Genomic DNA, 23,441 nt, shown 5'->3' with positions numbered 1-23,441 from the left:
GTCGCCCCTCATGACGGAATGAATGGTGGACGCTTCTGTCGATGCGCACGATATCACGTCAATGCCGGGAAACGGGATGATCCGCGTGCTGGCGCGGGGGCGAGCGGTTCCCCGGGCGCCGGGGATCGCGCGCGGCGGGGGCGGTTCGATCGCGAGCGGTGGGTCGGGCGAGTGGGTAGTCGACCGGTCGGCGGTTGCCGTCGCCGGGGGAGTGCGGGCCGCCCCCGGCTTCAGCCCCGACCGCGCGTCGCGACGACCACGGCCACCGGCAGCGCCGACAAACACCGATCGAGCCGCAGCATGCCGTCATGCGTCTCGACCGCGCCGCCGCCGTTCAGGCAGTCGAGCCACGGCTCGCCCGCCATCGGCGGGAGCACGACCGCCGTATCGCCCCATTCCCGAGGCTCGATGCGCGGCAAGCCCGGCATGTCGCCGAGCAGGCGGCACGCGAGCCGCGTCACGACGACCACGACGGTCGCCGTGTCGTCGCGGCGCGCGAACGCCACCGCATGCCGCCCGAGCGGACCGCGCACGCGCAGCGGCACGTAGGCGCCGTCCGCGAACGTCGCCGGCCGGTGCGCGCGCAGCGCGAGCATCCGCTCGATCAGCGCGCGCTTCACGCGCGCGTCCGGCCAGTCGCGCAGATACGCGGCGACCGTCCGATCGACCGGCTCGGCCGCGAGCTGCGCGAACGGCACCTCGCGCCGGTTGTCGGGATCGACCAGAGAGTGATCCCATAACTCGGTACCTTGATACAGATCGGGCACGCCCGGCGACGCGATGCGCAGCGCCACCTGCGCGAGACTGTTGACGACGCCGGCCGGGGCGATCCGCGCGACGAACGCATGCAGCCGATGCAGAAAATCGCCCGCACCGCGCGGCGTGAGGATCGCGCGGACGAACTGCTCGCTCGCGCGTTCGTAGTCCGCATCGGGCGCGAGCCAGTCGGTGTGCTGCTTCGCCTCGCGCAACGCCTTCGTTTGCCAGCCCACCACACGCTCGGCCAGGGCGGCGACGCCCGCCGCGTCGTCGGGCGCGAGCGTCGGCGGCCAGCAGCCCACCAGCGTCTGATACAGCATGGCCTCGGCCGCCGGCCCCGGCGTCCACGCGAGATCGCGATGCGCGGCGCCGCGATGCGGCTGGTTCAGCGCCGACCAGTCGAGCGACACCGCGCGCCACGCGTCGGGCACTTCGCTCAGCACCGCGAGCCGCGCACGCGCGTCTTCGCCGCGCTTGTGATCGTGCGTCGCGGTGGCGACGAGCGTGCGCGGCACGCTGCGCGCGCGACGCCGGTTGCGCGCGTGGAACGCGCCGCGCGACAGGCTGAAGTCGCCCGCGTCGGCGCCGACCTCGTTGCGCGACAGCAGCCGGCCGTAGCGGTAGTTCGCCGTATCCTCGACGCCCTTCGCGGCAAGCGGCGCGCTGAGCTGCGCGAACGCGACGCGCACCGCGAGCAGCGCGGCCGGATCCGCGCGCGGCACACGGATGCCGGGCAGCCCGAGCCAGGCGGCGGCGCGCTCGAGCGCATAGCGGTCGGACGGATCGGTCGCCGCGCGGGCCGCGTCGTACGCGCGTTCGAGCACGCGGCGATCGGCGTCGCCCGGTTCGTCGCCGAGCGCCGGATACATGCGGTACACGGGCAGATGCACGGCGAGTTCGCCCAGCACGCGGTGCAGCGCGTTGCGGCTGATGTCGCGGGTCGCCGGCGCGGCGCGCGCGATGCGGTGCAGCGCCCGCGCGAGCCGCGCATGCTCGCCCGCGAGCTGGCGCGCGAGCACGCGCCGCTTGCCGGCGATCGCCTCGTCGGCGAAGGTGCGCGTCGAGCCCGACACGGCGGCCCAGTGCGCGGCGAGCGGCTCGGCGCCGGCCGGGTCGTGCAGCAACGCGGCGACGTCGTTCATGAAGTCGTAGCCGGTCGTGCCGTCGGCGTGCCAGTCGTCGGGCAGCGTCTCGCCCGGCGCGAGGATCTTCTCGACGACGAGGAACGGTCGCTCGTCGCGCTGCGCGGCGAGCCGCGCATGCAGACGCCGGCAATACGCGCGCGGATCGGCGAGGCCGTCGACGTGATCGACGCGCAGGCCGTCGACGAGGCCCGCCGCATGGAGCGCCAGCGGCAGCGCATGCACCGCGTCGAACACCGCTTCGTCCTCGACGCGCACGGCCGCGAGCGTCGCGATGTCGAAGAAGCGCCGCCAGTTCAGTTCATCGGCGGCGGTGCGCCACCATGCGAGCCGATAGTGCTGGCCTTCGAGCAGATGGTGCAGGCAGGCGCGCGAGCGCGCGCGCCGCGGATCGACGCCGCGCAGCACCGCATCGAACGCATGCGCGCCGTGCTCGGCCGCGTAGTCGCGCAATGCCGCGTGCGCCTGCGCGAGCCGCGCGCTGCCGCGCAGCGGCGCGGCGGCGAAGCGTTCGGCCAGCGCGTTCAGGTCCGCGCGGTTCGCGATGCGCAGGATCTCCGCATAGGTCGCGGCCGCGACCGGCAGCGTGCGGCCCGGACATGCGAAGAAGAAGCGCCCCGTCTGCGGATCGACGTCGAGCGTGATGTCGCCGGCCGCGAGCGCGTCGCCGTACGGCGCGCCGAGGCAGGGCAGCAGCACCTTGCCGTCGAGCACCGCATCGGGCGGATGCCAGTCGATGTCGAAGTAGTGCGCGTAGGGGCTCGCCGGCCCCCATTCGAGCACGTCGTTCCACCAGTGGTTCGATGCGCCGCCGACGCCCATGTGGTTCGGCACGATGTCGACGATGACGCCGAGGCCACGCGCGCGCAGCGCCTCGACCAGTCGCTCGAAGCCGGCTTCGCCGCCGAGCTCCGCGCTGATCGCGCGATGGTCGACGGTGTCGTAGCCGTGCAGCGAGCCGGGCTCGGCCGTCGTGATCGGCGACAGGTACAGATGGCTCACGCCGAGCCGCGCGAAATAGTCCGCCTGCGCGGCCGCATCGTCGAACGTGAAGCCCGCGTGCAGTTGCACGCGCAGGGTCGCGCGCGGCGTCATGCGTCCTCCTGGCGCACAGGGCGTGCGCGTTCGATCGCGGCGATGCGCTCGCGCACCGGCGCGTCGAACAGCGCGTCGATCGCGCGCGGCAGCCGCCGCAGCCAGTTCGGATGGCCGCACGGCGGGCCGGGAAGGTTCGGCTGCGCGTCGAGGGCGAGCAGGTCTTCGAGCGGCACGATCGCGAGCGGCGACGGGCTGCGCGCGACGTAGGCGACGACTGCGTCGACCGGCGGCGCAGCGGGCGGTGGCATGGCCTGATCGGCCGCCGCGCAGCCGGCGCGCTGCAGCGCGCGCCACAGCGCCGTGCGTTCGGCCGCGCGCTCGGTTTCCGCGCCGGCGGCAGCCGCCGCGAGGGCGGGATCGGGCGGCGACGGATCGCGGCCGGCGTCGGCGTCGTCGTGCAAGCACGGCGCGTTGCGTTCATCGCCATCCGCGCCATCCACGCCATGCGCGGCCGCGGCCAGCCCGACGTCGTCGCCCGCGCCGTGCGCAGGCCCGTCGTCCCGCTGCGCGTGCGCGCCGCGCCGCCATTCGAGATCGACGCCGCGCCACCAGCCGGCGACGGTCGGCAGATCGTGCGTCGACGTCATCGCGACCGTATCGCGATCCCAGTCCGACGGCGGCCGGAATGCGCCGTCGGCGTCGCGCTCGAACCACAGCACGCGCATGCCGGCGATGCCCTGCGCGGCGATCCGCTCGCGAAAGCCGGCCGGCACCGTGCCGAGATCCTCGCCGATCGCGATCGCGCGATGCCGGGCCGCTTCCAGCGCGACGATGCGCAGCAGATCGTCGAGCGGATAGCGCAGGTACGCGCCGTCGCGCGGCGAGCGGCCGTGCGGCACGATCCACAGCCGCGCCAGGCCGAGCACGTGATCGATACGGATGCCGCCCGCATGCGCGAACGCCGCGCGCAGCAGCTCGATGAACGGCGCGAAGCCGGTCGCGCGCAGCGCGTCCGGCGTCCAGGTCGTCACGCCCCACGCCTGCCCGTCGGTGTTGAACAGGTCCGGCGGCGCGCCGACCGACACGCCGCGCAACAGCGTCGTGCCGTGCGCCCATGCGTCGCTGCCCGCGCAATCGGAGCCGACCGCCAGATCGGCGATCAACCCGAGCGCCATCCCTGCATCGCGCGCCGTCGCCTGCGCGCGCCCGAGCGCGTCGGACGCGCACCATTGCAGGTACGTGTGGAAGGCGATCGTGTCAGCGTGGGTCTGCGCGAACGCGTCGACCTCGGGCGACGTCGGGTCTCGCCACTGCGCGGGCCATTGCCGCCAGTCCGCGCCGATCCCGTTCTCGATGCAGAACGCCTGCAGCGCGTCGAAGCGCGCATGCGCGTCGAGCGCCGCGCCGCCGGCCGCGCGGAATCGTTCGAATGCGTCGCGTGCCGGCTCGCCGTTTTCGCGCCAGGCGTCGAAGCACGCACGCAGGCGCCGCAGTCGCAGCGGAAGCACGTGCGGCCAGTCGATCAGCGGCGTGTCGGGCGCGCGGCCGTCGGCGGCGGCCGGGTCGAGCGTGCGTCGCACGAAGTCCGCGCCCGGCACCGCCTCGCCGTCGAGATACGCGACGTTGTGCCAGCGCCGCGACGACGGCGAATACGGGCTGTCGTGCTCGGGCAGCGCCGGATAGCCGGCGTGCGTCGGGCTGATCGCGACCGCGTGCGCGCCATGCCTTGCCGCGTGCGCGGCGAGTTCGGCGAGCGCCGAGTAGTCGCCGGCGCCGTCGTCGTTGGTGCGGCACAGCCCGTACAGCTGTGCTGCGATTCCCCAGCGTCCGTCGATTCGCGGCATGCGCTCGCCGGCGAACGGGCGCGCGCGCGGCGGCGCGATCGCAAGCGCAATGCGTCGTGCGCCGAGGTCGAGCGTGTGATAACCGGGCTCGTCGATCGGCGCCAGCGTGCCGGATTCGCCGCTCGCTGCGATGCGCCCGTCGACGTGCGCGCCCGATTCGAGCGTGACCCGGTAGCGCGTGCCGGCCGGCGCGACGGCGTATGGCAGCGGGAGCGGCGCGCCGGCGTCGCCGGTGACGAGCTGCGGCGGCGCGTTGCGCGCATCGGCAAGCGCGGCCGCGCTGTCGACGCGCTCGATCGGCGTGCCGCAGGGCCAGCCGAGTGCGTCGACCAGCGCGACGAGCGCGTCGTCGTCCACCCGACGCGCGACACCGCCCGCGTCGGTCCAGTCCGGTTCGAGCCCCGCGGCGCGCGCGAGCTCGGCGATCGATACGTCGGTCGTCATGTGTTAGCCGTCATGTGTTGGCCGTCGGTGCGTTCGCGCGATGCATCAGCGCGTCGTGGTTGACCGCGCCATCGCGCCAGGCGATGCAGCTGCGCGCCGGCAGTCGCCGGTCAGTGAGCCGGTCGCGCGCGCGCGGTGGCGTCTCGAACACGACCTTGCCGACCGGCAGCGTGTCGAGCACCGCGTCGTGCGAGCCGGGATTGAAGGCGATCGTCAGCGTGCTGCCGTCGCCGAGCCGCCAGCGGGCGGCGAGGGCGATGGGGGTGTCGTTGGCTTTGCCGTTCTCGTGGCTGTCACTGGCGCGGACGGCGTTGCCACCGTCGTCTCCTGCAGCACTAGCGCCGTCAGCGCCAGCGTCGCCGGTACCGCCAGCTTCACCAGCGCCGCTCCCAGCAGCACCAGCCGCACCGGCAGCACCGGCAGCACCGGCAGCACCGGCAGCAGCACCGGCACCCCCGGCAGCAGCACTAGCAGTACCGGCAGCGGCCCCGGCAGCCGTGCCAGCAGCACCAGCAGCACCGCCGTTACCCATCCCCTCGAAATGCGCCCCCAACAACTCGACTCCCAACGCGCGCGCTCCCGGCAAATGCGGCGTCACAAGCGCCGCCCGCACCGTCAGCGCGCTGCGGTAGAAGCGCCGCCACGTATCGGCATCCTGATGCGCGTTCTCATGCGCATGCGCCGGCGACGACCGCACGAACGTCCCGAGGTCGTTCGGATCGGGAATCGCGTCGCGATGCGCGGGGTCTGCAAACGCCGGAAACGCGGCGAACTCGCGGCGGCGGCCGTCGCGCACCGCATCGGCGAGCTCGCCGCGATAGTCGGTGAAGAACTGGAACGGCTGCGTGCTGCCGTCTTCCTCGCCCATGAACAGCAGCGGCACCTGCGGCGCGAGCAGCAGCAGCGCGGTCGCCGCGCGCACCGCGTCGTCGTTGGCGAGCGCGCGCAGCCGTTCGCCGAACGCGCGGTTGCCCACCTGATCGTGGTTCTGCAAAAACGCGACGAAGCTCGTGGGCGCGAGATGCGCGCTCGATTCGCCGCGCGGCGCGCCGTCGTGCAGCGGCGACGGCTCGCCCTGATACGCGAAGCCCTCGCCGAGCGTGCGCGCGAGCTGACGCAACGGCGCGTCGGCGTACGCGCGGTAGTAGCCGTCGCGCTCGCCGGTCAGCAGCACGTGCGCGCTGTTGTGGAAATCGTCGTTCCACTGCGCGTCGAAGCCGTCCGGCCCGAGCAGGCTCGCGGTATTGCGCTCGTTCTCCAGCACCAGATGCACGTGGCGCGCGTCGCCGACATGGGCGCGCACGCGGCGCGCCAGCTCGCGCAGCCACGCGTCGTCGTCGATCGCATGCGCGGCGTCGATCCGCAGCCCGTCGAAGCGATACTCGTCGAGCCAGTACAGCGCGTTGTCGATGAAGAAGGTGCTCGGCTGCGCGCGCGAGAAGTCGATGGCCGGCCCCCACGCGGTCTTGCAGTCCGCGCGGAAGAACGCCGGTGCGTAGCGCGGCAGGAAATTCCCGTCCGGGCCGAAGTGGTTGTAGACGACGTCGAGAAACACCTGCAGGCCGAGCCCGTGCGCGGCATCGATCAGCGCCTTCAGTTCCTCGGGCCGGCCGTACGACGCATCGGGCGCGAACGGCAGCACGCCGTCGTAGCCCCAATTGCGCGCGCCGGGGAACGCGTTGATGGGCATCAGCTCGATCGCCGTCACGCCGAGGGCGGCCAGCGCCGGCAGCCGCCGCTCGACGTTCGCGTAGCCGCCGCACGCGCCGACGTGCAGCTCGTACAGCACCGTTTCGTGCCACGGCCGGCCGCGCCATGCGTCGTTGCGCCAGCGGTACGCGGCCGGATCGACGACCTGGCTCGGGCCGTGCACGTCGTACGGCTGGAAGCGCGACGCCGGGTCCGGCACCGCGAAGCCGTCGTCGAGCACGTAGCGGTACAGCGCACCGGCGCCGCACGCGGCGACCACCTCGAACCAGCCGTCGCCGACTGGCTGCATGTCGATGCGCTGTTCGCCCGGGCGCTTGCCCTCGAAATCGCCCTGCAGCTCGAGCGCGGCGCTGCGGCTCGCCGGCGCCCATAGCCGGAAGCGCGTGCGTCCGGCGTCGACGCAGGTCGCGCCGAACGACGACGCATACGCGTGCGTGCCGGGCCGAAGGTCGGAACGTGACGTCATGACGGCTCCTTCGTGGACAGGTCGGGCGGCACCGCCGCCACCGCGATCACGGCGGCGTGCGCGGCCACCTCGACGCCGCTGTCGGGCCACGAGCGCGGGCCGGCGTCGGGCGTCGCGGTATCGAGCAGCACGCGGTACTCGAGCGCGGGCGCCGGCTGCTGGAACGTGATCGTGTCGGCCGACGCATTGAGCATCACGAGCAGCGCCTCGGTGCGGCCGGTGCGGCCGGTGCCGACGCGCCGCATCGTCAGCGCGCGGCGCTCGCCGTCTTCCCACGCGGGCACGCTCAGCACCTCGCCGCGCTCGTCGAACCATTCGATCTCGCGCATGCCGGGCGCGCCGTCGCGGTCGCCCGACGGGTAGTGCGGCGCGGACATCACCGGATACATGCGCCGCATCGCCGCGAGCCGCGACACGAAGCGGATCATCTGCGTGCCTTCGTCGTCGTGCGCGAGCTCCCAGTCGAGCCACGACAGCTCGTTGTCCTGGCAATACGCGTTGTTGTTGCCGTGCTGGGTGCGGCCGAATTCGTCGCCGGCCACGAGCATCGGCGTGCCGAGCGCGGTGAACAGCGTCGCGAGCATCGAGCGCGCGACGCGCGCGCGCAGGTCGCGGATCGCCGGATCGTCCGTCGGCCCTTCGGCGCCCCAGTTGGCGCTGCAGTTGTCGTCGCGGCCGTCGCGGTTGTCCTCGCCGTTCGCGTCGTTGTGCTTGTGCTCGTACGACACGAGATCGGCGAGCGTGAAGCCGTCGTGCGCGGTGACGAAGTTGACCGACGCCCAGGTGCGGCGCCGCTGATGATTGAACAGGTCGGCCGACCCGGCGAGCCGCGCCGCCAGCTCAGGGCGCTGGCCGGCGTCGCCGCGCCAGAAGCGCCGCACCGTGTCGCGAAAGCGGTCGTTCCATTCGGCGAAGCCGGGCGGATGGCGGCCGAGCTGATAGCCGCCGGGGCCGAGATCCCACGGCTCGGTGATCAGCTTGCGCTGCGCGAGGATCGGGTCCTGCCGCAACGCGTCGAAAAAGCCCGAGCCGGGCTCGAAGCCGTGATCCTCGCGGCCGAGCGTCACGCCGAGATCGAAGCGGAAGCCGTCGACGTTGAACGCGGTCGCCCAGTAGCGCAGCGAATCCATCACCATCTGCACGACGCGCGGATGCGACATGTTCAGCGTATTGCCGCAGCCGGTCTCGTCGACGTGATAACGCGGATCGTCCTGCCGCAGCCGGTAGTAGCTGGCGTTGTCGAGGCCGCGCCACGACAGCGTCGGGCCGAGCTCGTTGCCTTCGCAGGTGTGGTTGTAGACGACGTCGAGCACGACTTCGATGCCGGCCGCATGCAGCTGGCGGATCGCGATGCGCATTTCGTCGAGCCGCCGCGTCGACAGGTACGACGGCTCCGGCGCGAAGAACGCCGCCGTGTCGTAGCCCCAGTAGTTGCGCAGCCCGCGGTTCACGAGCGCGCGCTGCTGGAGGAACGCATGCACGGGCAGCAGCTCGACGGTCGTCACGCCGATCGACAGCAGGTGATCGACGAACGCCGGATGCGCGAGCGAGGCGAACGTGCCGCGCTCCGGCGCGCGCAAGCCGGCGCGCCGCATCGACGCGCCGCGCACGTGGGTTTCGTAGATCACGGTATTGCGCCACGGCACGTCCGGGCGCCGGTCGGTGCTCCAGTCGAACGCCTCGTCGACGACCACCGCCTTCGGCATCGCGGGCGCCGAGTCGCGGCGATCCATCGACAGGTCGGAGCGGTTCGAATGCACGCGGTAGCCGAACAGCGCGTCGGACCAGCGGAAATGACCGACCAGCTTGCGCGCGTACGGGTCCAGCAGCAGCTTGGTCGGATTGAAGCGATGGCCCTGCTGCGGCTGATACGGCCCGTCCGCGCGAAAGCCGTACACGGTGCCCGGATGCGCGTTCGGCAGATAGCCGTGCCACACCTCGTCGGTGCATTCGGGCAGGTCGAGCCGCGCGAGTTCCTTGCGGCCGGTCGGATCGAACACGCACAGCTGGATGCGTTGCGCATGCGCGGAAAACACCGCGAAGTTGGTGCCGAGCCCGTCCCAGGTCGCGCCGAGCGGATAGCAGCGGCCGGGTTCGAGGCGGGCAGGCAGTGCAGACGGCATGGGGAGCGTCTCCGTGTTGAAAGCGTGATGGGTCATGCGGGGGTCAGCCACAGCGTCGCGAGCGGCGGCAGGTGCAACGTCGCCGACCACGGCTGGCCGTGCGCGGGCACGTCCTGCGCCCACACGGCGCCGTCGTTGCCGGCGTTGGTGCCGCCGTACACGGCCGCGTCGGTGTTCATCAGTTCGCGCCACTGTCCGGGCGCGGGCAAGCCGACGCGATAGCCGCTGCGCGGCACCGGCGTGAAGTTGCAGATCGCCACCACCACGCGGCCGCTGTCGTCGCGGCGCGCGAACGCGAGCACGCTGTTGTCGCGATCGTCACCGATCAGCCACGCGAAGCCGGCCGCATCGCAGTCGAGCGCATGCAGCGCCGGCTCGGCCGCATACGCGCGGTTCAGGTCGCGCACGAGCCGCTGCACGCCGCGGTGCGCGGGCGCGTCGAGCAGATCCCAGTGCGGCGTCGCGTCGTGCGCGAACTCCGACCATTGCGCGAACTCGCTGCCCATGAACAGCAGCTTCTTGCCCGGATGCGCCCACATGAAGCCGAAGTACGCGCGCAGCGTCGCGAGCCGCTGCCACGCGTCGCCGGGCATTTTTGCGGCGAGCGAGCCCTTGCCGTGCACGACCTCGTCGTGCGACAGCGGCAGCACGAAGCGCTCGGAGAACGCATAGACGAGCCCGAACGTCATCCGGTCGTGGTGATAGCGGCGATGAATCGGGTCTTCGTGCAGATACGCGAGCGTGTCGTGCATCCAGCCCATGTTCCATTTGAAGTCGAAGCCGAGCCCGCCGTCGCCGGTCGGCGCGGTCACGCCCGGCCACGCGGTCGACTCCTCGGCGATCGTGACGACGCCCGCCGGCGCGGCCGCGCCGTGCAGCGCGTCGTTGAGCGTGCGCAGGAACGCGACCGATTCGAGGTTCTCGCGCCCGCCGTACACGTTCGGCACCCATTCGCCTTCCTTGCGCGAATAGTCGCGGTACAGCATCGACGCGACCGCGTCGACGCGGATCCCGTCGACGTGATAGCGGCGCGCCCACGCGAGCGCCGACGCGATCAGGAACGCGCTGACCTCGTTGCGCCCGAGGTTGAACACGCAGGTGTTCCAGTCCGGATGCATGCCTTCGCGCGGATCGGCGTGCTCGTACAGCGCGCTGCCGTCGAACTGCGCGAGCCCGTGCGCGTCGTTCGGAAAATGCGCGGGCACCCAGTCGACGATCACGCCGATGCTGGCCGCATGCGCGCGGTCGACGAAGCGCGCGAAGCCGTCGACCGGCCCGAAGCGCGCGGAAGGCGCGAACTGCGCGAGCGGCTGGTAGCCCCACGAGCCGCCGAACGGGTATTCGGAGATCGGCATGAATTCGACGTGCGTGAAGCCCATGCCCTTCACGTACGGAATCAGCCGCTCCGCGAGCTCGTCCCACGTCGCGCTGCGGTCCATCTCCTCGGGCACGCGCTGCCACGACTCGGCATGCACCTCGTAGATCGACCACGGCACCCGGAACCGCCGCCCCGGATCGGGCCGCGCGTCGATCCAGCCCGCGTCGTGCCATCCGAAGCCGTCGAGCGCGGCCGTATCGGCGACCACCGACGCGGTGCGTGGCGGCGCCTCGGTCGCGCGCGCGCACGGGTCGGCCTTGTGCGGCAGCAGGCTGCCATCGGCCGCGCACAGCTCGTACTTGTAGTGCTCGCCCGGGCCGATGCCGGGCACGAACAGCTCCCACACGCCCCACGGGCGGCGCAACCGCATCGGATGGCGGCGGCCGTCCCAGCTGTTGAAGTTGCCGACCACCGACACGCGCTGCGCGTTCGGCGCCCATACGGCGAAGCGCACGCCGTCGACGCCGTCCACGCGGATGGGCGTCGCGCCGAGGCAGTCGAGCACGGCGGCCGGGTCGCCGGCCGCGAAGCGTGCGAGGGCGGCGTCGTCGAGCAGCGTGCCGAATGCGTAGGCGTCGTCGGTCACCTGCTGCGCGTCGGGCCACTCGATCGCGAGCCGGTAGCGGCCGTCGTGCGTGATCGTGCCGGCGAAGCAGCCGGCGTCGTCGACGCACGCGAGCGCGCCGAGCTCGTCGCCGCCGGGCGTCACGGCGCGCACGCGCAGCGCGCCGGGCAGCAGCACGCGCACCACCGTGCGCCCGGCCTCGCCGTGCGGGCCGAGACACGCGAACGGATCGGGATGGCGGCCGCCGAGCAGGGCGTCGATATCGCGGCGGTCGAACAGCGTGTCGGTCATCGGGTGCCTCCGTGGTCGGACGCGGCGTGCGCGTCCAGCAGGCGTTCGACGAGCGCGGCGAGCCCGCCGACCGGCACGCCGAGCCAGTCGGGGCGGTTCGCGGCTTCATAGCAGAGCTCGTACGACGCCTTGTCGATCAGGAACAGCGCGAGCAGGCGATCGGCGTAGCGCGGATCGACGAAGCGTTCCGGCGCGTGCTCGGCCGCCGCGCGATAGCACTCGACGAAGCGGTCCGCGGCTGCCTGCCCGAAGCGGTCGAACAACGCGCGCTTGCGGCCGGCCGCCTGCGGCGGCACCTTCTCGATCGCGAACTGCGCGGTCGCGCTCACGTACGACAGCGAACGCAGCAAGCCGGCGACGTCGCGCAGCGGATGCGACTTCGCGCGGCGGCGCGCGAGCGCGCGCGCCGGCTCGCCTTCAAAATCGATCAGCAGCGCGTCGCCCTGCACGTCGAGCACCTGGCCGAGATGGAAGTCGCCGTGGATGCGCGTGCAGACCGCGTCGAGGGTGCGCGGCACCAGCGCGCCGAGCGCCTGCACGGCCGCGTCGCGCGACGCGAGCAGCGTCTCGGCCGCGTCGCGGGCGCTCGGGTCGAGCGCGTCGAGCCGCGTGGCGAGCACGTCGAGCGCATGGCCGAACGAGGCAATCGCGTCGACGCACCAGCCGTCGACGTGCTCGGGCGTCGCGCGCTCCGGCGCGAACGCGGCGTCGTCCGACGGCTGCGCGAGCGCGACGTGCAACTCGCCGAGCCGTGTGCCGACGACGCCCGCGAACGCCGCGTAGCCGAGCAGCGCATCGGGCTCGCCGTCGCGCTCCGCGGGCTCGCCGTCGCCGACGGCCGGCAGCGCCAGCTCGTCGATCGCGCGCTTGAGGAAGTCGAACGAGCGCGTCCACGCATCGCCCTGGTTGTCGACGTAGCGTTGCAGGATCGCGACCGTGTGCGGCGTGCCGTCGGGATCGACGTGCACGACCTCGCCGGCGAGCGTCGCGGTGTTCGCATAGCCGATCCGCGTCAGGTAGCGGCTCATCTCCGCTTCCGGATGCACGCCGTGCGCGACCTTGCGCACCAGCTTCAGCACGATCGCATCGCCGATCACGAGCGAGCTGTTGCTCTGCTCGGCGGCGAGCCAGCGCACTTCGGCATCGTCGCCCGGATCGAGCGCGGCGAGCGCCTGCTCGGGCAGGAATTCGAGGCGGCCGCCGTCGGAAGTCGGCACGGTCGCGCCGTCGCGCAGCATCCGCAACATCCCGCGCGCGAAGGCCGGCAGCGCGAACGCGTCGGTCAGATAGCCGACCGTGTGGCCGCGCCGCACGCGCGCGAGCGCGAGCTGCGCGAACAGCGGGTTCGACGTTTCGCCGCCCCATGCGGCCGCGAGCGGCACCACGTAGCGTTCGACGTCGCCGCCGTGGGTCGTCACCCATGCCTCCGCGTACTGGAACGGCTCGTCGGGCATCGGCGTGACGACGTTCAGCCGCGCGTCGCCGATCTTGCGGTCCTTCGACGCGAACCAGCGGCGCCGCGCGAGCCACGACGACAGCGCGTCGTGCGCGAGCGTATGCAGCTGGCCGACGTCGGGCCGTTGCTCGCCGCGCCGCATCACGATCGTCACGTATTCGGGTAGCGGCTCGGCCTGCGGCTGCCGCCACGACGGCTCGCGGCCGTGCTCGGACAGCACGAACCACAGGAAGCCGTACGGCGGAAACGTCAGCAGGTAGGTGAGCTGCCCGATCGGCGGGAACGGCGAGTCCGACGTCATCTCGATCGGCACGCGGCCCGCGAATTCGGACAGATCGAGCTCGACCGCCTGCGACGCGCGCGACAGGTTCGCGACGCACAGCACCGGCTCGTGGCCGTCCAGCTCGCGCAGGTAGGCGAGCACCTTGCGGTTCTCGGGGCGCAGGAAGCGGATCGTGCCGCGGCCGAACACCTGGGTCGCGCGGCGCGTCGCGAGAATGCGGCGGGTCCAGTTCAGCAGCGAGTGCGGGTCGCGCGTCTGCGCCTCGACGTTGATCGCGTCATAGCCGTACAGCGAGCCCATCACGGGCGGCAGCACCAGCAATTCCGGATCGGCGCGCGAGAAGCCGCCGTTGCGGTCCGACGACCATTGCATCGGCGTGCGCACGCCGTCGCGGTCGCCGAGGTGGATGTTGTCGCCCATCCCGAGCTCGTCGCCGTAGTAGATCACCGGCGTGCCGGGCATCGACAGCAGCAGCGAGTTGATCAGCTCGATGCGGCGCCGGTCGCGCTCCATCAGCGGCGCGAGGCGGCGGCGAATGCCGAGATTCAGCCGCGCGCGCCGGTCGCTCGCGTAGGTCTGCCACAGCAGGTCGCGCTCGGAGTCGGTCACCATCTCGAGCGTCAGCTCGTCGTGGTTGCGCAGGAACACGGCCCACTGGTTGCTCGGCGCGAGCGCCGGCGTCTGCCGCATGATGTCGAGGATCGGGAAGCGGTCCTCGCTCGCGATCGACATGTAGATGCGCGGCATCAGCGGGAAGTGGAACGCCATGTGGCACTCGTCCTCGTTGCCGAAATACTCCTGCACGTCTTCCGGCCACTGGTTCGCTTCCGCGAGCAGCATGCGGTTCGGATACTCGGCGTCGATCGTCGCGCGAATCCGCTTCAGGATCGCGTGCGTCTCGGGCAGGTTCTCGTTGTTGGTGCCTTCGCGCTCGACCAGATACGGCACCGCGTCGAGCCGCAGCCCGTCGATGCCGAGGTCGAGCCAGAAGCGCATCACCTGGATCACCTCGCGCACGACGGCCGGGTTGTCGAAGTTCAGGTCCGGCTGGTGCGAGTAGAAGCGGTGCCAGTAGTACTGGCCGGCGACCGGATCGTAGGTCCAGTTCGAGGTTTCCGTATCGAGGAAGATGATGCGCGTGCCCGCGTACTTCGTGTCGGTGTCGGACCACACGTAGTAGTCGCGATGCGTCGAGCCGGGCTTGGCGCGCCGCGCGCGCTGGAACCACGGGTGCTGGTCCGACGTGTGGTTGATCACCAGCTCGGCGATCACGCGGATGCCGCGCGCATGCGCCTCGCGGATGAAGCGGCGCACGTCGGCGAGCGTGCCGTAGTCCGGATGTACGCCGCGATAGTCGGCGATGTCGTAGCCGTCGTCGCGGCGCGGCGACGGGTAGAACGGCAGCAGCCAGATCGTGTCGACGCCCAGCTCGGCGATGTAGTCGAGCTTCATGATCAGACCGGGGAAATCGCCGATCCCGTCGTTGTTCGAGTCGTAGAACGACTTCACGTGCACCTGGTAGATGATCGCGTCCTTGTACCACAGCGGATCGTCCGTGCTCAGTGCGGGCTCGCGGCGCCGCGCACGGCGTGCGCGCGCGGTGCCGGCCGGTGCGACGGACGTGAACTGGGCGCGGCGCACGTCGTCGAGGGAATCTTCGCGTTTCATCATCCGTGTGCTCCCGAAAGGCGCCGGGCCTCGCCCGGCTCGGGCGCCGCCGCTCGCGCGGCGCCGGGCGACGGCGCGAGCCGCCAGATCGCGTACGGCCGCACGTGCGGGTCGAGCGATACGTATTGACGATGGCCGCGCCAGGTCTCCGCATGGGCGGCGTCCTGTTCGAGCGCGTCGAGCGGCTCGCCGTCGACCAGCCCGAAGCCGCGCCACAGCGACGCGTCCAGCGTGAAGTCGGTGGCCTGCGGATGCCAGGGGTCGAGGCTGATCGCCACCACCACGACGCTGTCGTGGGCCGGCGTCGCCTTCACGAACACGAGCACCTGATCGTTGTCCGCAGGGACGAACGTGAGGCCGAGATGGGTCTGCAGCGCCGGATGGTCGCGCCGCGCGCGGTTCAGCCGCGCGACTTCGCCGCCGATATGCGCGGCCTTGCTCCAGTCGCGCGCGCGCAGCTCGTATTTCTCGGCGTCCGCATATTCCTCGCTGTCGGGCAGCGGCGCGGACTCGCCGATCTCGAAGCCCGAATACATGCCCCACGAGCCGGCGAGCGTCGCCGCGAGCGCCGCGCGGATCACGAACTGCGAGCGCGGCGCGTTCTGCAGGTGGCGCGGATTGATGTCGGGCGTATTGACGAAGAAGTTCGGCCGGAAGAATTCGCGCGGCGGGCCGGCCGTCAGCTCGGTCAGATACTCGATGAACTCGTGCTTCGTCTCGCGCCACGTGAAGTACGTGTACGACTGCGAGAAGCCGACCTTCGCGAGCCGGTACATCATCCCGGGCCGCGTGAACGCCTCCGACAGGAACACGACGTCCGGATGCCTGCCGCGCACGTCCGCGATCATCCACGCCCAGAACGGCAACGGCTTGGTGTGCGGGTTGTCGACGCGGAAGATCCGCACGCCGGCTTCGATCCAGAACAGCACGGCGTCGCGCAGCGCGACCCACAGGACGGGCAGCGCATCGGGCGCGTAGAAGTCGGGGTTCACGATGTCCTGATAGCGCTTCGGCGGATTCTCCGCATAGCGCAGCGTGCCGTCCGGGCGCCACGCGAACCAGCCGGGATGCGCGGCGAGCCACGGATGATCGGGCGAGCACTGGATCGCGAAATCGAGCGCGATCTCGAGCCCCTGCGCGCGCGCTGTGTCGACCAGCGTGCGGAACGACTCGAGCGTGCCGAGCTGCGGATGCACGGCCGTGTGGCCGCCGTCGGGCGAGCCGATCGCATACGGGCTGCCGACGTCGTCGGGGCCGGCGCTCAGCGTGTTGTTGCGGCCCTTGCGCGCGGTCGTGCCGATCGGATGGATCGGCGGGAAATACAGCACGTCGAAGCCCATGTCGCGGATGCGCGGCAGCTGCGCGATCACGTCGTCGAAGGTGCCGTGCCGATGCGCGTCGTTGCTCGCCGAGCGCGGGAACATCTCGTACCAGCTCGAGAAGCGCGCGGCGCGGCGCTCGACCTCGACCGCGTACACCGTCTCGTCGTGCGTGACGAACGGCCGGTAGCGCAGCGCCGCGTATGCGTCGGCGAGCGCCGGTGCGCCCAGCATCGCGAGCCGCGCTTCGTGCGACGCGTCGCCGAATTCGTCGGCGAGCCGCTGCATCTGCGCGATCGCGCGGCGGTCGGCCGGCGCGGCCTGTTTCAGCGCGGTCGCGAGCAGCAGTTGCGCTTCGCGCAGCTCCAGCATCACGTCCTGGCCGGCTGCGCGCTTCTTCGCGACGTCGGTGACGAGCGACGCCCAGTCGTCGCGCCATGCGACCACGCGGAACGCGTGACGGCCGAGCCGGTCGAGCACGACGCTCGCGTGCCAGCGATCGTTCGGCTCGGCGATGAACGGCACCTCGCGCCAGTCGTCCTCGTCGTCGGCGCGCCATTGCAGCACGGCCGACAGATGCGCATGGCCGTCCGTGAAGATCGATGCGTGTACAACCAGCGTGTCGCCGATCACGCGCTTGATCGCGAAGCGCCCGCCATCGACGGCCGGCTCGACGCGCTCGATCGCGATCCGGTCGGCCGCGAGCGCCGCCGATAGCGCGGTGCGCTCGCGGGCCGCGTCGGCGCGCGTCGTCGCGGACGGGGCGCGCCGGGCGTCGAGCACCGCATAGCCGCCCGGCTCCAGCGTGAACGCCTCGAGCGCGGCCGAGCCGCGCTTGCGCGTGCCGCCGGGCGCGGCGACGTGCGTGAAGCCGCCCGGCACGCCGGGCAGGATCGCCGCCGGGTCGACGAGTGCGGGCGCGTCCAGATCGGGATTCAGCGCGACGATGAGCGCCGTGTCGTCGTGTTCGAGCGACGGGCCGCTGCCGCGCAGCAGTACGGTCGCGGTCGCGCCGGGCGCGCTCAATTGCGCGATCTCGCCGCGTTGCGCCGCCAGCGGCGTCGCGCGGCGCCACGCGTTCGCATCGGCCAGCGCGCCCGACAGATCGAAGCGCGCGCCGTCGAACGCGGCGCGATAGCGCGCGGCATCCGCGTCGTGCGTCATCAGCGGCAACGCGACGCCGCGCTCGAAGCCCATCGGCACGAGCCAGCCGGTGCCGAGCGCCGCCGCGGTCCACATGGCGCGGTGGTACGCGCGCACCAGCACCTCGTCCGATGCGCCATGCCAGTCTTCCGCGATGCGCGGGCCGTCGAACGCATCGGGGCACGCGATCGGCGACGCGATGCGGCGCAGCAGCCGGTGCTCGTCGACGAACCACGGCGCGCGCAGATCCCACCAGCGCGCCGACGAGAACACGCCGTCGAAGCCGGCCGCCTCCAGCTGCACGAGCGCGTCGCGCGCATGGCCGGGCACGCCCGCGAGCACCGCGACGTCGGGGCGCGCGCGGCGCAGCGCCGCGCGCCACGCGGGCCACCATGCGGCCGGCAGACGCTGCGGCGCGTCGATCAGGAAGCCGGCCGCGCCGGCATCCGCGTACGTGACGAGATGTTTGCTCCACCATGCGCCGAGCCCGTCGTGCGCGTCGTGCGGCGCATCGTCGCCGAGCTGCGCGTGCGCGACGTCCATCTCGTGCGCGGCGCTGCGCGGGTCGATCAGGGCGTCGTCGTGCGCGCGCTCGACGTACCAGTCCGGATGCTCGCTGCGCAGCGGGTTGACGCGCGCGATGCGGTCCGGCACGACTTCGAGCATCACGCGCAAGCCGTGACCGTGCGCGAGCTGCGCGAGCCGCGAGAAGGTTTCGACCGCGCCGGCGCGCGTCGCGAAGGCCGCGGCCGGCCGGTGGAAATCGGCGACGTGACGCGGAAACCCCGCGGTGCTGGCGGCCCAGAAGCTGCCGATCAGCACGTGGTCGAAGCCCATTCCCGCGATGTGCGCGAACGTGGCGGGCCATGCGTCGAGCGGGCCGACGAGGCGCGCGTCGCAGAAGTAGACATGCGGGGCGAAGGGCGATGTGACGTTCATGAGGTGCGGATGAGGATCGTGACGAAGGGCGGACGGCGGTTTGCGTCGCAACCGGCGTGCCTGCTCCGTTTGGCGCACCGCGCCGCGCACGGCAGCGGGTGCGCGGGGCGGCGCGTGCGTCACGCTGTCGTTTTTACATGCGGGTGGCACGACATCTGCATCCCTTGCGCGGCGGCGGCCCGGCATCGCGCTGCGTCACATGCGCGGGATCGAGCGGATATCCGAGCTTTCGCCCGTGGCTGGATCGTGGTCGGTGGAAGGAATCGGCACGCCGACGTCGTGCCGCACCGGCATGCCGCGCTCCATCCGGTGGGCGAACGTCGGCGGCGTGTCGACTTCGTCGCCGAAGCGCGCGCGCACGAACGCGCGCAGCAACGCGACGCGCAGGTTCGGCGCGCGGGCCGCGCAGGTCGACGGGCCGTCGTCGAAGCGCGCATCGCATTCGACGCCGTCCGCGCGCCGCACCACGCGCAGTTCGACCGCGTGCTCGAGCACCGCGCCCGCATCGGCCCACGACGCCGACGGCGCGAACTGCGCGTCGAGCCGCCGCAGCGCGTCGCATGCGGCGGTCACGATCACCTGCGGCTCGACGGCCGTGAAGCTCAGCGTGTCTTCGTCGTCCGCGCACAATGCGCGTGCGCACCAGTAATCGAGGGCCGTTCCGGTGAGTTCGTCGGTTCGCATGGGCAAGGCTCCGTGAGGCTCCATAAAGGGACTGCGCTCAGCCCGCAAGCGGCGTGCCCGCGCCCGGCTCCACGCGCATCTGCGCGACCAGCGGATAGTGATCGGATGCGTGGCGCGCGAGCATGCTGCGATGCACGGCCACGTCGACCAGCAGCTCGCCCGGGTGGATCCAGATGCGGTCGAGCGAGAACACCGGCCACGCGGTCGGGAACGTGCGCGGCGCGGGCGCGCGGCGGAACCGCGTGGTCAGTGCCTGCAGCGCGCGGCCGCGCACGAACCATTCGTTGATGTCGCCCATCAGGATCACCGGCATCGCGCCGGTGTCGAACGCGGCGAGCAGCCGCTGCACCTGCGCGCTGCGCTCGTTCGCCGACAGCCCGAGGTGGGTCGCGACGACGCGGATCGGGCCGGCGCCGCAGTCGATGTCCGCGTCGAGTGCGCCGCGCGGCTCGCGCTGATGAAACGACAGGTCGAGCGTGCGCGCCGCGCGGATCGGGCAGCGCGACAGCACCGCGTTGCCGTAGCGGCGCTCCGGCGTGTCGATGGTCGGGCCGGCTGCCGCGTGCATGCCGGTCGCGTCGCGCAGATGCGCGAGCACGTCCGGCGCGCGCGTGCCGCCGAGCGGCACTTCCTGCAACGCGATCACGTCCGCATCGAGCTCGCGGATCACCGCGACGATGCGCTCGACCGCGCGCGCGGGCCACGCGCCGTAGCCGCCGTGGATGTTGTACGTCGCGATCCGCAGGTCGTGCCCGCGCGGCGCGCCGGCCGGCGCGGCGTCCGACGTGACGATGTCCGGCGGCGGCGCCGCTTGCGTGCTCAGCGCCATCGTCGCAGCGCCCGGACGAGCAGCACCGACAGGCCGACCAGCGCGATGCCGATCGCCGTGAGCCACGCGAACGCGCCGGGATCCGGATGGCTCAACGCGGCGGTCAGCTGGTGCGCGAAGGTGACCGTCAGCACGATGCCCGGCAGCATCCCGATCGCGGTGCCGATCAGGTAGTCGCGCAGCCCGATGTGCGACGCGCCGGCCACCAGGTTCACGATCGTGAACGGCGCGATCGGCAAGAGCCGCAGCACGGCCATCGCGACCACGCCGCGCCGGCCGATGCGTTCGCTGAGCCGGTTCGCGCGCGAGCCGGCCAGCCGTCGCACCGCGTCGCGCCCGAGCCAGCGGCCGATCCCGTAGGTCGCGGCCGCGGCCGCCATCGTGCCGACCGACGCATAGGCGAGGCCCGGCCACGCGCCGAACACGAGGCCCGTTACGGTGATCAGCAGCGTGATCGGCACCGACAGCGTCGCCGCGAGCACGTAGCCGGCGAGCAGCAGCGCGGGCGCGCCCGGCAGTTGCGCGGCGCGCATTGCCGCGCGCGCGAGCGACGCGACGTTCAGCTCGTGGCCGAGCGGCGAGAAGCGCCACGCGAGCGCGAGCGCCGCGATCAGCAGCACGGCCGCCCCCAGCACGAAGAAACGCGCGGTCAGCGATCGATGCTGCTCCTGCGGGACGAACTCGCGCACGAAGCGGTCCGGCTCGATCGGCTGCTCGGGGTCGAGGCGCGCGCTGACCGGCACCAGCGCATCGAGCTGCGGCGTCACGGCCGGCTCCAGCGTGCGCAGCGTGCGTCCGTCCTTCGCGCGCAGCCGGTCGAGCGCGACATTCGGCCGTTCCGGCTGCGCGAACGCGTCGGCGACGGCCGCGGGCGTCGTGCCGAGATGTTCGGCGAGCAGCCGGTCGCGCAACGCGGCGATCGCCGCGCGGATGCGCGGCTCGCCGGCCGCGACGAGCGCGACGCAGCATTCGGTGTCGAGCGCCATCGAGCGGTTGTTCAGGTTCGCGCTGCCGATCACCACGCATTCGTCGTCGACGATCGCGAGCTTGCTGTGGACGTTCACGCAGCCGTCGCCGAGGCCGTCGACGTGCGGATACAGCAAGCGGTAGCGGTCGAAGCGGTCGGCCGACTTCAGCGTGCCGTGCAGCCGCGCGCGCAACACGCCCATCGTCGCCTCCTGCAGCCAGCCGCTCTGCACGCGCGGCGCGACCACCGTGACGTCCGGCCCGTGCGGGTCGGCGAGGCGCGCGCTCAGCGCATCGCGCACCACCGCCGCGGTGAAATACTGGTTCTCGATGTACAGATGGCGACGGGCGGCGCGGATCGTGTCCTCCACCAGCGCGCGCACCTGCGACACCGGTTCGCGGTCGCGATGCCGCGGCGCCGTATAGGCGATGCCGAGTTGCACGTCGCGCACGTCGACCGGTACGCCGGGCGGCCAGGGATCGACGTCGTCCTCGCGATCGAGATGGCGATGCGCGCGGATCGCGATGCGGCGCCCGCACGCATTGAACCAGCGCGTGCGCGCCTGCTCGCCGATCGCGGCGGCCGCGTCGCCGTCGAACATCGCCTGCACGTCGTGGAACGGCCCGTACGGCATTCCGCGCGCGTCGCGCCGGCGCGGATCGTCGGCTGCGTGGGCCGACGTGTCCCAGCGCGCGACCGTCAGGTCGAGGCCGCCGACGAAGGCGAGCCGGTCGTCGATCACCACCAGCTTCTGATGATGCGACGCGCCGCGCGGATGCGAGTCGTCGAGGCGGAAGCGGATGCCGCGATGCGCGCGCCACGCCGCGCGATAGACCGGCGGCCAGTCGCGCTCGAGCGCGTAGATCATCGCGAAGTCCCACGCGAGCACGTAGATGCGCAGGTTGTGCCGCGCGGTCGCCAGCGCGTGCAGGAAGGGGGCGAGCGTGTTGGGCAGCCCGTCGTCCGCGCCGTCGGGCGCGAGCTGCATCCGGCTGTCGACGTCCCAGCCGAGGACGAACACCGTGTGGCGCGCGCGGCGCAACGCGGCGCGCAGCGTCGGGAAATACGCGGCGCCGTCCACCAGCGTCGTGAAGCGGTCCGCATGACGGATCGCGTCGCAGTTGCGGCCGCGTTCGAGCAGGCCGTGGCGCGTGGGCTCGTTCGCGGGCGACCAGGCCGGTACGGCGTCGTCGCGCGCGTTGGCCGCGAACGGCCGGTGCGTCGTCTGGTCGGGCGTGCTCATCGGGCGCCGGCGTCGCGGTTGCCGTCGATACGTTGCAGCAGCACGTCGCAGCGCGCGCGCAACGCCTTCAGCTCGGGCGACGCGAGGTCGATGCGAATCCGCTCGACGCCTTCCGGGTCGCCGTACGCGCACGCGATCTCGTAGATGCCCTGCGCGATCAGCAGCGACGCGTGCGCGATCCTGATCCGGTCGAGCCAGTCGCATTCGGCGTGATGGCACGCGAGCCACGCGCGCAGCGCGCCGACGACCTGGCTGACGGTGAGCCACTCGCCGCCGCGCATGCGCGCCGCGAGCTGGCTCGTCACTAGGTAGGAGAGCAGGCGCGTCTGGGTCACGCGAAACTCCTTGACGAGTTGTCGTTGTCGGGGCAACAGGTGCGCACGCCGGTGATGCCCTTCAGCGTCCGGCAGATCGCCGCAAATTCCGCTCCGCTCGTGCGCGAGAACGACACCGAGATGTCGTCGGTATCGGGGTCGTCGTCGGATTGCTGGACGATGAAACGCTTCACGCGCACGCGGCCGTTGCCGAGCGCGTCGTGCAGCGTCGCGAGCGTGAGGCCTCCGCGCTCGACGACGAGGCGCAGCGTGCGCTGCTGCCGTTGCGCGATGAAGCGGCGCTCGAGCGGCTTCACGCCGGCGAGGATCACGAGCACGATCGCGGTTGCGCCCAGCGCCGCGACGTACATGCCGCCGCCCGCGGCGAGGCCGATGCCGGCCACGGCCCACAGGCTCGCGGCCGTCGTCAGCCCGCGCACCACTTCGCCGCGCAGCAGGATCGAGCCGGCGCCGAGAAAGCCGATGCCCGACACCACCTGCGCGGCGACCCGCGACGGATCGAGCACGACGCCTGCCTGCCCGTGCACGTCCGCGAAGCCGAAGATCGAGACGAGCATCACGAGCGCGGAGCCGACGCACACCAGCATGTGCGTGCGCAGGCCCGCGGCCCAGTTGAGTCGCTCGCGCTCGAGCCCGACCACGCTGCCGAGCAGCGCGGCGAGCAGCAGGCGTCCGAGAAGTTCGATATGGCCGATCATCGTGGCCTCCCTTTTTATCTGGCGTACCGGAGCGGTGCGATGTGCAATGGGGACGCAAGGGGCGTGCCGGGCGCGGAGGCGCGGGCATGTCGTATGCGCGCGGGCAGCGCGGCGTGC

Annotated in this window: 12 protein-coding genes; all 12 read right to left on the bottom strand. The window is 72.2% G+C overall.

Annotated features, from left to right (window positions below; translation table 11 throughout):
• Positions 1-230: 230 nt before the first annotated feature.
• The 12 genes from treY to EX20_RS05005 all read right to left on the bottom strand — a co-directional run bounded on the left by treY (position 231) and on the right by EX20_RS05005 (position 23,324).
• Positions 231-2,996: a malto-oligosyltrehalose synthase gene (treY, locus tag EX20_RS05060; RefSeq protein WP_034192833.1), complete on the bottom strand. Its 2,766-nt coding sequence runs from the start codon at positions 2,994-2,996 to the stop codon at positions 231-233.
• The gene (gene malQ / locus EX20_RS05055) at positions 2,993-5,227 is read right to left on the bottom strand and encodes a 4-alpha-glucanotransferase (RefSeq protein ID WP_034192832.1); all 2,235 of its coding nucleotides are present in this window, start codon (positions 5,225-5,227) and stop codon (positions 2,993-2,995) included. Before malQ ends, treY begins: the two co-directional genes overlap by 4 nt.
• A gap of 10 nt (positions 5,228-5,237) precedes the next feature.
• Positions 5,238-7,403, bottom strand: a complete 2,166-nt coding sequence (gene treZ, locus EX20_RS05050) for a malto-oligosyltrehalose trehalohydrolase (protein ID WP_034192831.1) — start codon at positions 7,401-7,403, stop codon at positions 5,238-5,240.
• Positions 7,400-9,526, bottom strand: a complete 2,127-nt coding sequence (gene glgX / locus EX20_RS05045; RefSeq protein WP_034192830.1) for a glycogen debranching protein GlgX — start codon at positions 9,524-9,526, stop codon at positions 7,400-7,402. The genes treZ and glgX overlap by 4 nt, the downstream gene beginning before the upstream one ends.
• A 32-nt stretch (positions 9,527-9,558) precedes the next feature.
• A complete protein-coding gene (glgB, locus tag EX20_RS05040) occupies positions 9,559-11,760 on the bottom strand; it encodes a 1,4-alpha-glucan branching protein GlgB (protein ID WP_034192829.1) in 2,202 nt (733 codons plus the stop codon).
• Positions 11,757-15,167, bottom strand: coding sequence for a maltose alpha-D-glucosyltransferase (treS, locus tag EX20_RS05035; RefSeq protein WP_034192828.1), 3,411 nt, complete (start codon positions 15,165-15,167; stop codon positions 11,757-11,759). The genes glgB and treS overlap by 4 nt, the downstream gene beginning before the upstream one ends.
• A complete protein-coding gene (locus EX20_RS05030; protein WP_051974382.1) occupies positions 15,167-18,568 on the bottom strand; it encodes an alpha-1,4-glucan--maltose-1-phosphate maltosyltransferase in 3,402 nt (1,133 codons plus the stop codon). Before EX20_RS05030 ends, treS begins: the two co-directional genes overlap by 1 nt.
• A gap of 195 nt (positions 18,569-18,763) precedes the next feature.
• Entirely contained in the window at positions 18,764-19,252 is a 489-nt protein-coding gene (locus tag EX20_RS05025) for a phage protein NinX family protein (protein ID WP_034192827.1), read from the bottom strand.
• A 37-nt stretch (positions 19,253-19,289) separates the two neighbouring features.
• Positions 19,290-20,081, bottom strand: coding sequence for an endonuclease/exonuclease/phosphatase family protein (locus tag EX20_RS05020; RefSeq protein WP_034192826.1), 792 nt, complete (start codon positions 20,079-20,081; stop codon positions 19,290-19,292).
• The gene (locus EX20_RS05015) at positions 20,072-22,291 is read right to left on the bottom strand and encodes a VTT domain-containing protein (RefSeq protein WP_014725723.1); all 2,220 of its coding nucleotides are present in this window, start codon (positions 22,289-22,291) and stop codon (positions 20,072-20,074) included. The genes EX20_RS05020 and EX20_RS05015 overlap by 10 nt, the downstream gene beginning before the upstream one ends.
• Positions 22,288-22,626, bottom strand: coding sequence for a hypothetical protein (locus EX20_RS05010; RefSeq protein WP_011879955.1), 339 nt, complete (start codon positions 22,624-22,626; stop codon positions 22,288-22,290). The genes EX20_RS05015 and EX20_RS05010 overlap by 4 nt, the downstream gene beginning before the upstream one ends.
• Positions 22,623-23,324 (bottom strand): MgtC/SapB family protein, encoded by a 702-nt coding sequence (locus EX20_RS05005; protein ID WP_011879956.1) that lies wholly within the window; start codon positions 23,322-23,324, stop codon positions 22,623-22,625. The genes EX20_RS05010 and EX20_RS05005 overlap by 4 nt, the downstream gene beginning before the upstream one ends.
• Between the last annotated feature and the right edge of the window lie 117 nt (positions 23,325-23,441).

Source organism: Burkholderia sp. WP42 (genome assembly GCF_000745665.1).
Lineage (GTDB): Bacteria > Pseudomonadota > Gammaproteobacteria > Burkholderiales > Burkholderiaceae > Burkholderia > Burkholderia vietnamiensis.
Note: the sequence above shows the minus strand (reverse complement) of the source record. Positions and strands in the feature narration are given on the sequence as shown.

Excerpts from the sequence above, each read along its gene's own strand:
- treZ (WP_034192831.1), bottom strand. The coding sequence starts at position 7,403 with ATGACGTCACGTTCCGACCTTCGGCCCGGCACGCACGCGTATGCGTCG.
- EX20_RS05025 (WP_034192827.1), bottom strand. The coding sequence starts at position 19,252 with ATGCGAACCGACGAACTCACCGGAACGGCCCTCGATTACTGGTGCGCA.
- malQ (WP_034192832.1), bottom strand. The coding sequence starts at position 5,227 with ATGACGACCGACGTATCGATCGCCGAGCTCGCGCGCGCCGCGGGGCTC.
- treY (WP_034192833.1), bottom strand. The coding sequence starts at position 2,996 with ATGACGCCGCGCGCGACCCTGCGCGTGCAACTGCACGCGGGCTTCACG.
- EX20_RS05020 (WP_034192826.1), bottom strand. The coding sequence starts at position 20,081 with ATGGCGCTGAGCACGCAAGCGGCGCCGCCGCCGGACATCGTCACGTCG.
- EX20_RS05015 (WP_014725723.1), bottom strand. The coding sequence starts at position 22,291 with ATGAGCACGCCCGACCAGACGACGCACCGGCCGTTCGCGGCCAACGCG.
- glgB (WP_034192829.1), bottom strand. The coding sequence starts at position 11,760 with ATGACCGACACGCTGTTCGACCGCCGCGATATCGACGCCCTGCTCGGC.
- EX20_RS05005 (WP_011879956.1), bottom strand. The coding sequence starts at position 23,324 with ATGATCGGCCATATCGAACTTCTCGGACGCCTGCTGCTCGCCGCGCTG.
- glgX (WP_034192830.1), bottom strand. The coding sequence starts at position 9,526 with ATGCCGTCTGCACTGCCTGCCCGCCTCGAACCCGGCCGCTGCTATCCG.
- treS (WP_034192828.1), bottom strand. The coding sequence starts at position 15,167 with ATGAAACGCGAAGATTCCCTCGACGACGTGCGCCGCGCCCAGTTCACG.
- EX20_RS05030 (WP_051974382.1), bottom strand. The coding sequence starts at position 18,568 with ATGAACGTCACATCGCCCTTCGCCCCGCATGTCTACTTCTGCGACGCG.